Source organism: Nesterenkonia lutea, assembly GCF_014873955.1.
GTDB lineage: Bacteria > Actinomycetota > Actinomycetes > Actinomycetales > Micrococcaceae > Nesterenkonia > Nesterenkonia lutea.
The window spans coordinates 2,674,695-2,687,306 of record NZ_JADBED010000001.1; the positions used below are offsets into that span (position 1 = coordinate 2,674,695).

Sequence of the window (12,612 nt, forward strand, 5' to 3'; positions counted from 1 at the left end):
CTGAGTGACCGAGTCGACCGAAGTCCAGCCATCGAGCACCGGAGCCGAGTCCGCTCCGCTGCGCGTCGCGATCATCGGCCATGCCTTCATGGGCGTGGCTCATGCCCACGCCTGGAGGACGGCGCCGAGGTTCTTCCCGATGGCGCGTGCCCCGCAGGTCACAGTGCTCGTCGGTCGGGACGAGGTGCGCACCCGGGCGGCGGCCGATCGTCTGGAGATCGACCAGATCGAGACAGACTGGCGCCGCGCCGTCGAACGCGATGACGTCGACGTCATCGACATCTGCACCCCGGGGGACACCCACGCGGAGATCGCACTGGCTGCTCTGGCGGCGGGCAAGCACGTGCTGTGTGAGAAGCCGCTGGCGAATTCGGTGGCCGAGGCGGAGGCCATGACTGCCGCGGCCGAGAAGGCGGCGACCGAAGGTGTGCGCAGCTTCTGCGGATTCAGCTACCGCCGCACTCCTGCGCTGGCGCTGGCGAAGCGCTTCGTGGACGAGGGTCGACTGGGCGAGATCCGACATGTTCGGGCGCAGTATCTCCAGGACTGGCTCAGTGACGCGGACGCTCCGCTGAACTGGCGGCTGGACAGAGAGAAGGCAGGCAGCGGGGCGCTCGGAGACATCGGCGCGCACTCCGTGGACGCGGCCCAGTGGGTGTCCGGGCAGCTCATCGACGGGGTCTCCGCCATGATGCACACCTTCGTGGACTCCCGACCCCTCGCCGGCACCGCCGAAGGTCTGGGCGGCAGCGCGGCCGCCGGAGCGGAGCGGGGCCCGGTGACCGTCGATGACGCCGCCGCCTTCACCGCCCGGTTCAGCGGCGGCGCGATCGGTGTCTTCGAGGCGACGCGGTTCGCCCTGGGGCGGCGCAATGCCAACCGGCTGGAGATCAACGGCAGCGCGGGTTCCGTCGCCTTCGACTTCGAGCAGATGAACCAGCTCGAGTATTTCGACGGGCGTGACGATCAGGCGGCCCAGGGCTTCCGGACCATCCAGGTCACCGACGCCGTCCACCCCTACACCGATCACTGGTGGCCGGTGGGACATGGCCTGGGCTACGGGGATCTCTTCGTGCACCAGGTGGCCGACGTCGTCGCGGCGCTGGAGACGGACACCGCCCCGCGCCCCGACTTCGGCGAGGCCCTTCAGGTCCAGCGGGTGCTCCATGCGGTGGAGTCCAGCGCCGCCGAGAGCAGCCGGTACACCACGGTGGCACGCACCGCGCAGGCATAACAGGCTGGACCGGCCGATCGAGACCCGAGTCGCTGCCCTGAACGACTCCGAAAACACGAGACTGGAGAGACCATGACCAGAAGAGCGCTCATCGTCCGCGGCGGCTGGGACGGGCATCAGCCCGTGGAGACCACCGAGATGTTCCTGCCGTTCCTGCAGGAGAACGGTTACGAAATCCAGATCCATGAGTCTCCGGAGGTCTACTCCGACGCCTCCACGATGGATGCCGTGGACCTGATCGTGCAGTGCATGACCATGTCCACCATCGAGAAGGACCAGGTCGCCGGGCTCCGCGCGGCCGTGGCGGGGGGCGCCGGTCTGGCAGGCTGGCATGGCGGCATCGCGGACTCCTACCGGGCCAGCGATCAGTACCTGCAGCTGATCGGCGGGCAGTTCGCGCACCACCCAGCGGTCCATCCCGATGAGCGGACCGGCGAACAGTCCGACTACTACACACCACATCGCATCGACATCCTCCCCGAGGCCGCCGAGCATCCGATCACACAGGGCATCGAGAGCTTCGATCTGGTCACCGAGCAGTACTGGGTGCTCCATGATCAGCTGATCGACGTGCTCGCCACCACCACGCTGCCCAAGCGCGAGTTCGACGATTGGGAGAAGCCGCACGTGAATCCCGCGATCTGGACCAGGCGGTGGGGCCGCGGCAGAGTCTTCGTCTCCACCCCGGGGCACCGCGTCGAGGTGCTGGCGAACCCGAACGTGCGCACCATGATCGAGCGCGGCATGCTGTGGGCCAGCCGGTGAACGGCGGACCAGCGCCAGCGCGACGGCTCAGTGTCGGGCTCATCGGGGCCGGCAACATCAGCGGCCAGTACATCGAGACGCTGAATCGGCTGGACGACCTGCATCTGCTCGCCGTGGCAGATCTGGACCTGGACCGCGCCCGTCAGGTGGCGGAGACCGGCAGGGCACATGGGATGAGCGTCGAGGAGCTGCTGGCGAGCCCGGACGTGGAAGCGGTCATCAACCTGACGATCCCGCGCGCCCATGCGGAGACCTCCCTGGCCGCCATCGCAGCCGGCAAGGGCGTCTACGTGGAGAAGCCCTTCGCCGCCACGGTGGCGGAGGGCCGGGCGATGTTGGCCGCCGCAGAGGCCAGCGGGGTGGTCATGGGCAGCGCTCCGGACACCGTGCTCGGAACCGGTGTGCAGACAGCACGGGCGGCTGTGGATGCTGGGCTCATCGGCACTCCGATGAGCGCGGTGGCCACCATGGTCACCCCGGGCCACGAGCGCTGGCACCCGAACCCGGACTTCTACTATCAGCCCGGCGGCGGACCGCTGCTGGACATGGGTCCCTACTACGTCACGAGCCTCATCACCCTGCTGGGCCCCGTGACCTCGGTGATCGGCGCCGCCAGCGCCACGCGGTCCGAGCGCGAGATCGGCTCAGGACCGCGCGCCGGGGAACGTGTGCCGGTCACCACCCCGAGCCACATCACCGGGGCGCTGATCCACGCATCAGGCGCGATCTCGACATTGGTGATGAGCTTCGACGGCACGGCCAGCCAGGCGCCTCCCATCGAGGTGCACGGCACTGAGGCCTCGCTGTCGGTCCCGGACCCGAATCACTTCGCCGGAGAGGTGCAGCTGGCGCACGCTCGGGGCGAGTGGCAGTCCCTGGAGGTCGCCGGCGGCTACGTCGGCGCCGCGCGAGGCTATGGTCTCGCGGACCTGCTGTGGTCTGGAGCCTTCGACGGCGACCCCACGCTCGGCCGGGCCCAGGGCGCCCTGGGACTGCATGTGCTGGAGGTGATGTCCGGGGTGCTCACCGCCGCGGAGACCGGCGCCTCGGTGACGATCAGCTCGCGGGCGGACCGACCGAGCGCCGTGCCGCTGGACCAGCGCTGAAGTCGCACCGGCGCGTCACGGCCGTCGGTGCGCGCCTAAGCTTGAGCCATGACGCCACCCAGCACCCGGCCCACCATGCGCGACGTCGCCGAGCGCGCAGGGGTGTCCCCGAAGACTGTGTCCAATGTCCTGACGGGCACCGCCCAGGTTCGGGAGCCCACGCGGCTGCGCGTGGAGCTGGCCATGCGAGAGCTCGACTTCGTCCCCAACTTCAGTGCTCGGGGGCTCCGCAATGGCAGGACCGGAGTCATCGGACTGGCGCTGCCCGACCTCCGGACGGCGTTCTCCGCCAGCATCACACATGCGGTGGTGGAGGCCGCCCATGCTCGTGGCCTGGTGGTGCAGGTGGAGGAGACGGCCGCCGAGCCCGCGCGCGAGCACGATCTCGTGACGCGTGCCCGTACGCACCAGATCGACGGCATGATCCTGAATCCTGTGCGTCTGCAGGACAGTGTGGTCGAGCACCTGGACCACCTGCCTCCGATCGTCCTGATCGGTGAGGTGGAACAGCACCGTACGGACCGGGTCTTCATCGACTCCAGAGCTGCGGCAAGCGAGGCGGTGCTTCACCTGGTTGCCAACGGGGCACGAAGAATCGTGGCGCTCGGTGGTGCCGAGGCCGGGGCCGTCTCGGGCAAAGCCACCGTGGGACAGCGGCTGCGCGGCTATCTGGACGCGCTGACTGAGTCCGGCCTGCCGCGGGACGCGTCCCTGGAGATCGAGGTCCCCGAGTGGACGATCACGGGCGGCGCTGCGGGAATGCGCGAGATCCTGGATCGGCGCGTCGAGTTCGACGCGGTGCTCGCCTTCACGGACTCCATAGGACTGGGAGCCCTGCACGAGCTGGATCAAGCGGGCCTCAGCGTTCCGGCTGACGTTCTGATCTGCGGATTCGACGACGTCGAACATGCTCGATATGCGGGAACACCATTGACCACCATCGGCTTCGATCATGTTGGCTATGCAGGGGCGGCGTTGGACCTGCTCGCCACACGTGTGGCTGATCGTTCCTTGGAGCCGCGAGCTCAGACGATTCCCCACGAGCTGCTCGTCCGAGCGAGCACGGCCGGCCCTCCCGCAGGAAGCGGAAGAAGGAATTCACCCGAACTGGTGTGATTCAGGACACATCTATGTAGCATGGACGCAGTCTTTACATCGATGTAAAAGACGCGGGCTCCGGATGGTGGAGCTTGATTCCGCGTACGTCCGGAGTGGTTACTCATGATCGACACACGCATCAACCGCCGCAGCGTCCTCGCCGGGGGTCTGGCAGCGGCAGGTATGGCAGCTCTCGCGGGCTGCACCCCGGCTCAGAGTTCACAGACGACCACCCTGCAGTTCTGGCACCTGCTCAGCGGCGGAGACGGCGTCGCGCTTCAGGGGCTGATCGACCAGGTCAATGCCTCGCACTCGGAATTCCATGTGCGTCCCACCGTGCTGGCATGGGGCGCCCCTTACTACACGAAGCTCTCGATGGCGGGAGCTGGCGGGCGGGCTCCTGAGCTTGCGGTCATGCACTCGTCTCGTGTTCCCGGCTACGTCCCCGGAGGACTGTTGGATCCTTGGGACCTCGAGCGGCTCAGCGCGCTGGGCGTGGATGAATCGACATTCACCGAACCCGTCTGGAGCTCGAGCGTCGTCGACGGTCAGCTCTACAGCGTTGCGCTGGATGCTCATCCGTTCATCGCCCTGTACAACACCGAGATCTGCGAAGAAGCCGGCGCCCTGGACTCGGATGGGCGGCTGCTGCGCCCGGACAATCCGGAGGACTTCTTCGAGATGTGCCGAGAGATCGCCGGGGTCACCGGAGCCCATGGGCTCTCCTACGGGTTCATCGGCGACGGAATGCAGATGTGGCGCCTCTTCTACACGCTCTACTGCCAGCACGGCGAGCGGATGACCTTTCCGGAAGGGGGCACGGTGGAGGTCGATGAGGATGCCTTCATCGCCTCGCTGGAGTTCATGCACACCCTGGCCGACGGCGAGATCACCGCGGAGCGCGGAACCATCGACTCCGCCATCGCCGAGTTTGCGGCCCAGCGCTCCGGCATCCATTTCACCGGAGTGTGGGAGCTGCCGGCCATGCAGTCTGCCGGAGTCCCGGTGGGGGCCACCATGATTCCACCCTTCTTCGGTGAGGAGGCCGTCTACGCGGACTCCCACTCCTTCGTGCTGCCCCATCAGGCGGATCCCGATGAACAGGCCCGCGAATACACCTACACGGTGGTGGCCGATCTGCTCAAGAATTCGCTGACCTGGGCCGAAGCCGGGCACATCCCGGCCTACCTGCCCATCACGGAGAAGCCTGAGTATGCGCAGCTGACGCCGCAGTCGAACTACGCGGCTGCTGCGGACCATCTCGTCTATGACCCGGTGGCCTGGTTCACCGGGTCCGGGTCGAACTTCGTCCAGCAGTTCGGCCAGATCGTCGGCAATCCAATCGTCTCGGGAAGCGGATATGAAGAGGCCTTGACGCGGTTCCGCAGCTATGTGAACAGTCTTCTCGCCCAACCCAATCCTGCTGATCCCCAGGGAGAACGGTCATGACAGACGTGATGGCAAGCCGCAGCGCTGCGGGGCCGGAGCCCGAGGTGACTCCCGGAGAGGACTCAGGGGGCCGCCGGACCTCGCCCACCCGCGGGCAGGCCAGCCGACGCGGGCAACTCGCAGCCTGGGCCTTCCTGGCTCCGTTCATGGCCGCCTTCCTGCTCTTTGTGATCTGGCCGCTGATCCACGGCATCGTCCTGTCACTGACGGACCAGTCGCTGACCGGGGCAGGCGGAAGCTTCATCGGCTTCGAGAACTATTCCGAGGCGCTCTCGGAGCCCGTCATGTGGAGCTCCATCGGGAACACTGTCTGGTTCACCGTCATCACAACGGTGCCGCTGGTGCTGCTGGCGCTGATCATGGCACTGCTGGTCAACACCGGGCTCCCGGGACAGTGGCTCTGGCGACTGTCCTTCTTCATGCCCTTCCTGCTGGCCTCCACGGTGATCTCGCAGATCTGGGTCTGGATCTTCAACCCGGAGATCGGCGCGGCGAACGAGATCCTCTCCGCGGTCGGACTCGAACCCATCGCCTGGCTGCAGACCGCGAACGTCGACCTGATCTCGATCGCCATTGCGACCATCTGGTGGACGGTGGGATTCAACTTCCTGCTCTACCTCGCGGCGCTGCAGAACATCCCCGACCTGCAGTATGAGGCTGCTGCGGTGGACGGCGCGGGGCGCTGGCGACAGCTGTTCTCGATCACCATTCCCCAGCTCGGACCGGTCACCGGAGTCATTCTGGTTCTGCAGATGCTGGCCTCGCTGAAGCTCTTCGACCAGGCCTACCAGATGATGGAGGGCGGCTCCTCGGAGACCTCCCGGCCCATCGTCCAGTACATCTTCGAGGCGGGCTTCGTCGGCTACAGGTTCGGCTATGCCTCTGCCATCTCCTATATCTTCTTCGTCCTGATCCTCATCGTCGGGATCTTCCAGATGGTCGTGCTCCGCCATCGAAAGGCAGACTCATGAGTTCCACAGTCACCGCCACCAGGACCGATGCCGCGCCTGTCGACGTCGCAGAGGTCGACGTCACCAACGTCCGACGGACGAACCGGCTGCCCGGAGAGAAGCCGCTCGGCATCGCTCGGGTCCTGGCGTTCGCCGCGCTGGCATTCATGGCGCTGCTCTGGCTGCTCCCGGTCTTGTGGGCGATCATCACCTCCTTCAAGACCGAAGCCGATGCCGCCTCCGGGGGGCTGGATCTGATCGGGCCCAGCGGTTTCACCACCCAGGCCTTCGAGGCGATCCTCTCGCAGGGCAACGTATATATCTGGGCCCTCAACAGCCTCTGGACCTCAGCGGTGATCACGCTCATCACGGTGACGATCTCGGCGCTGGCCGCCTATGCGTTCTCCCGGCTCGATTTCAAAGGCAGTCGCTGGATCTTCCTGGCGATCATCGCCTCGATCATCGTGCCCCCGCAGGCGCTGATCATCCCGCTGTACTACCAGATGCTGACCTTCAACATGGTGGACACCTACTGGGGTCTGATCCTTCCGCAGATCGTGATGGCACCGATCATCTTCATCTTGAAGAAGTTCTTCGATGCGGTACCCGTGGAGCTTGAAGATGCCGCCCGGGTCGACGGCGCAGGGCGGCTGCGGGTGTTCTTCTCGGTGGTGCTCCCGCTCTCGCGACCGATCCTCGGGGCTGTCTCGATCTTCGTCTTCATCCAGGCGTGGAACAACTTCCTGTGGCCCTTCCTGATCATCAACGACACCACGCTGATGACGCTGCCGGTGGGGCTGCAAACCGTGCTGAGCGCCTACGGGGTGCAGTACTCCCAGGTCATGGCCCAGGCCGTGCTTGCGGCCCTTCCCCTGGTGGTCGTCTTCCTCTTCTATCAGCGTCAGATCGTCAAGGGGGTCGCCACCACCGGCTTCGGCGGACAGTGAGTCGCCGTGCTGCACCATTGCTGCCTCCCCGCCCCCGCAAGCTTTCCCCTCTTCACCGCTTTGCCATCTTGACCAGCAGCGCCGATCCAAGGAGCCCCATGTCTCACGCACGTATCACCCTCGACCGCGACTTCACCATCGCTGATGTCCCTGCCCGCCTGTTCGGCTCCTTCGTGGAGCACATGGGTCGCTGCGTCTACACCGGGATCTACGAGCCCGGACACCCTGAGGCGGATGACCAGGGGTACCGCAAGGATGTGATGGCCCTGGCCAAGGAGCTCGGGGCCACTGTGGTGCGCTATCCCGGAGGCAATTTCGTCTCGGGCTACAACTGGGAGGACGGGGTCGGTCCGCGCCAGGACCGTCCCGTGCGGATCGACGGCGCCTGGCACACCATCGAGACCAACGCCTTCGGTCTGCATGAATTCGTCGAGTGGGCGAGGCGCGCGGACATGGAGGTCATGGAGGCGATCAACCTGGGCACGCGAGGGGTGGATGAGGCCCGCGCGCTGGTGGAGTACGCCAACCATCCCTCCGGGACCTACTGGTCTGATCTGCGACGCAAGAACGCCGCGGCGATGGGCACCAGTGAGGAGCCCTTCGGGATCAAGCTGTGGTGCCTGGGCAATGAACTGGACGGACCCTGGCAGATCGGGCACAAGACCGCCGAGGAGTACGGGAGGCTCGCGCAGGAGACCGCCAAGGCGATGAAGCTCGTCGATCCGGCTATCGAACTGGTCGCCGTCGGCTCCTCGAACCGGCGGATGCCGACCTTCGGCTCCTGGGAGCACACGGTGCTCACCCACGCCTATGAGGAGGTCGACTACATCTCCATGCATGCCTACTACCAGGAGCACGACGGCGACGCCGCCTCGTTCCTGGCCGAGGCGGTGGACATGGACGGCTTCATCGAAGGCGTGATCGCCACGGTCGATGCCGTCAAGGCGGCCGGCAAGCACTCGAAGCAGATCGACATCTCCTTTGACGAGTGGAACGTCTGGTACCAGGAGGGGCTCGACACCGAGGACCAGCCGGACCAGGTGGCCAAAGGGTGGAATACCCATCCGCGGCTCATCGAAGACAAGTACTCGGTCACGGACGCCGTCGTCGTGGGTACGCTGATGCATTCGCTGCTGCGCCATGGTGATCGCGTGCGGATCGCCAATCAGGCGCAGCTGGTGAACGTGATCGCTCCGATCCGCTCCGAGGAGGGCGGACCGGCTTGGCGGCAGACCATCTTCTGGCCCTTCGCGCGGATCGCGGAGCTGGCCACGGGGGAGATCATGCGGCTCGCAGTGCAGGCTGATCAGGTGCACACTGAACGCTACGGGGATGTGGACGTCGTCGACGCTGCGAGCACCTATGACGCGGAAGCGGGGACGGTGTCCCTCTTCGTCGCGAACCGAGGCCTCGAGGAGCCCGCCGAGGTATCCCTGGATCTGCGCGGACTGGCGGCGAAATCGATCCTCCGGGCAGAGGTTCTGCGAATTCCCGAAGGCGGAGACCGGCATGCCGCCAACGACCTCCAGACCCCGGAGGCCGTGGGGCTCGTGCCGTTGGACGGGATCCGGCTCGAGGAGTCCACTGAGGGTGCCGGAGTGCACCTGAGCCTGCCGGCGCTCTCGTGGTCGGTGGTGCAGCTGAAAGTAGGCTGACGCCGCCCTGTCAGGAGGAGACACTTCCGAGGCGGGGCGACCGTGGCAAGATTGACGAGTGAATCGGGTCACATTAGCGTATGAAACGATTTACTCACAGAGCGTCGATACCAGCGACCCTGCCCGGGCCCCCGGGCGAGAGAGCGGCCATGCCTTCCCTGATCCCCGAACCTGCTCTGGCGCGACTCTTGGAGCGGATCGAGTCTGAGCAGCTGGATGTGCATGCCCTGCTGGTCCTGCACCGCGGCGCGCTGGTGACCGAGAAGTACTATCCCGGGCACAGCATGACCGATGTTCACCGGCTCTACTCGGTGGCGAAATCCTTCACCGCGCTCGCCGTGGGTGCGCTGTGCGACGAGGGGCGGCTGAGCCTCGAGGACCGGATCGTCGATCACTTTCCGGAGAAGCTGCCGGCCCAGGTCCACCCGTGGATCGCTGCGATGAGCGTGCGGGATCTGATGACCATGCGCACAGCACACCGCACCACCAGTTTCGTCCAGGTGCCGGACACCGACTGGGTGCGGACCTTCTTCACCGTCGCGCCCACGCAGCAGCCCGGCACCGAGTTCAGCTACGACACCTCCGCCTCCGTGGTGCTCAGCGCACTGGTGGAGAAGCTCACCGGTCGATGGCTCGAAGAGTTCCTGCTGGAACGCGTCCTCGGCCCCCTCGGATTCGGGGCCGAGACCCGGGGGACCCGACCCGCGCTGAGCGCCTGGCGCAGTCCGCAGGGGATGTCCATGGAGTCCCTGGACGGGAGTCCCAGCTGGGAAGCGGTCCCCGTGAACCCCGACGGCGTCACCCACGGCGGTTCGGCCATGTTCTGCACCGCCCGTGACCTGGCGCGGTTCGCCCAGCTCTGCCTGGCGAGCGGGCGTCATCAGGACCGGCAGATCATCTCTGCCCAGTTCATGGCCGCCGCCACCGGCTGGCAGGTTCCCACTGCCGATGAGAGCTTCCCCTGCCTCGACAACCGCCAGGGCTACGGCTACCAGTTCTGGCGCACCCGGCATCACGGGTTCCTCGCCTGGGGCATCGGCGGGCAGATCGCCCTGTGCCTGCCCGACTACGACCTCGCACTGGTGACCCTCGGCAGCACCTTCGACCGCAGTGACGACCACCAGATCATCCTCGACGCCGTCTGGGAGGAGCTGCTTCCGGTGCTCGATCCGGTGGATGCCACACAGACGGCTCTGAGACTCGACCACCCTGAAGCGCAAGGAAGGGCCCCGCATGACCGACCCGCATGAGATCCAGCCGACTCAGGACGCCTCGCCGCCGCAGTGGCCGAGCACTGTCCCCGGACTCGCCTACGGCGGTGACTACAACCCGGAGCAGTGGCCCGAATCCACGCGCCTGGAGGACGTTGAGCTGATGGGCGTGGCCGGGGTGAACCTGGTCAGCGTGGGCATCTTCTCCTGGGCGATGCTCGAACCTCGCGAGGGCGAGTTTGAGTGGGACTGGCTGGACCAGACCATGGACCGGCTCCACGGCGCAGGTGTCCGCGCAGCCCTCGCCACTGCCACCGCCTCACCTCCGCCGTGGCTCACCCATCGGCACCCGGAGATCCTGCCCGAGACAGCGGACGGCGTCACCCTGTGGCCAGGCGCGCGGCAGGCCTACTCGGTCTCCAGCCCGATCTTCCGTGAGTATGCGCTGCGGATGACCAGAGCCATCGCGCAGCGCTACGCGAAGCACCCTGCCCTGGCACTGTGGCACGTGGACAATGAGCTGGGCTGCCACAACGCCCACGACTACTCCGACGACGCGGCGGAGGCCTTCCGGTCCTGGCTCGAGACCCGGTACGGAAGCGTCGAGGAGCTCAACAGGGCCTGGGGCACCGCCTTCTGGTCCCAGCGCTATTCCAGCTTCGCCGAGGTCCTTCCCCCGCGCACAGCGCCGATGTTCGTCAACCCCACCCAGCAGCTGGATTTCCATCGCTACTCCTCGGATGAGCTGCTGGACTATTTTCGCGAGATGAAGGCCATCCTGCGCGAAGTCACCCCGACGGTGCCCGTGACGACGAACTTCATGTGCACGACCCGCTCCAAGAACATGGACTACTACTCCTGGGCCGGGGAGATGGACGTCATCGCCACGGACCACTACACGGTCGCCGATGATGCGCACCGGCACATCGAACTTGCCTTCAGCGCGGATCTGACCCGCGGCGTCGCCGGGGGCAGGCCCTGGATGCTCATGGAGCACTCCACCTCCGGCGTGAACTGGCAGCTGCGCAACCACACCAAGGCCCCCGCGGAGATGATGCGTGACTCCTTGGCGCATGTGGCCCGCGGTGCGGACGCGGTCATGTTCTTCCAGTGGCGGCAGTCTCAGACCGGTGCCGAGAAGTACCACTCTGCGATGGTTCCCCACGCGGGCACCGCCAGCGACGTGTGGAACACGACGGTGAGCTTGGGCGAGGCCCTGCAGCGCCTGGCGCCGGTCAAAGGCACCCGGGTCGAGGCCGAGGTCGCGCTGGTCTTCGATTACGAGGCGTGGTGGGGCGCGGAGCTGGACTCGCATCCGATCAATGACCTCTCCTATCCGGAGGAGATGCTGCACTGGTACCGCGGCCTGTGGGAGTCGGGAGTCAGCGTCGACGTCGTCCATCCCTCGGCCGACCTGAGCCGCTACCGGGCGATCGTCGTGCCCACGCTGTATCTGGTCACCGACGCCCACGCCGCAAACATCGCAGCGGCGGCCGCGCAGGGAGCTTCGGTGCTGATCACCTACTTCAGCGGGATCGTGGACGAGCATGACGCCGTCCGGCTGGGTGGATACCCGGGCGCCTTCCGAGAGCTGCTGGGCATCCGCACCGAAGAGTTCTGGCCCCTGCAGGCCCAGGAGCAGCTGCGCCTGCAGGACGGCACGCGGGCCGAGCTGTGGAGCGAGAAGATTCACCTGCACGACGGCGCAGGGGCAGCTGCGCGAGCAGTGCGACGGTTCGAGTCCCTGAATCTGACGGAGGACTCGGATGCCGACCCCGCAGCCCCCGCCCCCACCGTGGCGCCCACGGGGGAGTTCCCCCTGGCTGGCTGGCCTGCGGTCACCCGCAGAGAGACGGGTCAGGGCGCCGCCTGGTACGCCGGCACGCGACCTGACCACGAAGGAGTGCGCGCCCTGCTTGCGGAGCTGCTGATCGAGGCCGGAGTGGCGCCGGTGCATGAGGACGCACCCGAGGGCGTCGACGTGATCCGCCGCAGCGCGGGAACTGGCCGGGAGGCGGAGAGCTTCCTCTTCGCGCTCAACCACACCGGGAAGGACGCCCGGCTGCGGGTCCGAGGTGTCGATCTGCTCACCGGGAAGAAGACCCGGGGCCGGCTGACCGTGCCCGCCGGTGGGGTGGCCGTGGTGCACGAGGCCTGAGACGAGCTCGACCCCGGTCCTGAAGTGGACCGGGGTCGA

At 66.7% G+C, this 12,612-nt stretch carries 10 protein-coding genes; all 10 read left to right on the forward strand.

Features of this window, described 5'->3' with window-relative positions:
• Positions 1–4 precede the first annotated feature (4 nt).
• Positions 5–1,234 carry a Gfo/Idh/MocA family protein gene (locus H4W27_RS12185; protein WP_318782353.1) on the forward strand — a complete coding sequence of 410 codons (1,230 nt, stop codon included), beginning with the start codon at positions 5–7 and terminating at the stop codon, positions 1,232–1,234.
• A gap of 72 nt (positions 1,235–1,306) precedes the next feature.
• Positions 1,307–1,999: a ThuA domain-containing protein gene (locus tag H4W27_RS12190; RefSeq protein ID WP_192596168.1), complete on the forward strand. Its 693-nt coding sequence runs from the start codon at positions 1,307–1,309 to the stop codon at positions 1,997–1,999.
• Positions 1,996–3,105: a Gfo/Idh/MocA family protein gene (locus H4W27_RS12195; protein ID WP_318782354.1), complete on the forward strand. Its 1,110-nt coding sequence runs from the start codon at positions 1,996–1,998 to the stop codon at positions 3,103–3,105. Before H4W27_RS12190 ends, H4W27_RS12195 begins: the two co-directional genes overlap by 4 nt.
• Before the next feature lie 48 nt (positions 3,106–3,153).
• Positions 3,154–4,221, forward strand: a complete 1,068-nt coding sequence (locus H4W27_RS12200; RefSeq protein WP_192596170.1) for a LacI family DNA-binding transcriptional regulator — start codon at positions 3,154–3,156, stop codon at positions 4,219–4,221.
• A 105-nt stretch (positions 4,222–4,326) separates the two neighbouring features.
• Positions 4,327–5,652, forward strand: coding sequence for an extracellular solute-binding protein (locus H4W27_RS12205; RefSeq protein WP_192596171.1), 1,326 nt, complete (start codon positions 4,327–4,329; stop codon positions 5,650–5,652).
• Positions 5,649–6,623 carry a carbohydrate ABC transporter permease gene (locus H4W27_RS12210; RefSeq protein ID WP_192596172.1) on the forward strand — a complete coding sequence of 325 codons (975 nt, stop codon included), beginning with the start codon at positions 5,649–5,651 and terminating at the stop codon, positions 6,621–6,623. Before H4W27_RS12205 ends, H4W27_RS12210 begins: the two co-directional genes overlap by 4 nt.
• On the forward strand, positions 6,620–7,549 hold the full coding sequence (locus H4W27_RS12215) for a carbohydrate ABC transporter permease (RefSeq protein ID WP_192596173.1): 930 nt from the start codon (positions 6,620–6,622) through the stop codon (positions 7,547–7,549). Before H4W27_RS12210 ends, H4W27_RS12215 begins: the two co-directional genes overlap by 4 nt.
• 98 nt (positions 7,550–7,647) lie before the next feature.
• Positions 7,648–9,204: an arabinosylfuranosidase ArfA gene (gene arfA, locus H4W27_RS12220; RefSeq protein WP_192596174.1), complete on the forward strand. Its 1,557-nt coding sequence runs from the start codon at positions 7,648–7,650 to the stop codon at positions 9,202–9,204.
• A gap of 149 nt (positions 9,205–9,353) precedes the next feature.
• Positions 9,354–10,454 carry a serine hydrolase domain-containing protein gene (locus H4W27_RS12225; protein ID WP_192596175.1) on the forward strand — a complete coding sequence of 367 codons (1,101 nt, stop codon included), beginning with the start codon at positions 9,354–9,356 and terminating at the stop codon, positions 10,452–10,454.
• Positions 10,438–12,573: a beta-galactosidase gene (locus H4W27_RS12230; protein ID WP_192596176.1), complete on the forward strand. Its 2,136-nt coding sequence runs from the start codon at positions 10,438–10,440 to the stop codon at positions 12,571–12,573. Before H4W27_RS12225 ends, H4W27_RS12230 begins: the two co-directional genes overlap by 17 nt.
• The last annotated feature ends 39 nt before the right edge of the window (positions 12,574–12,612 follow it).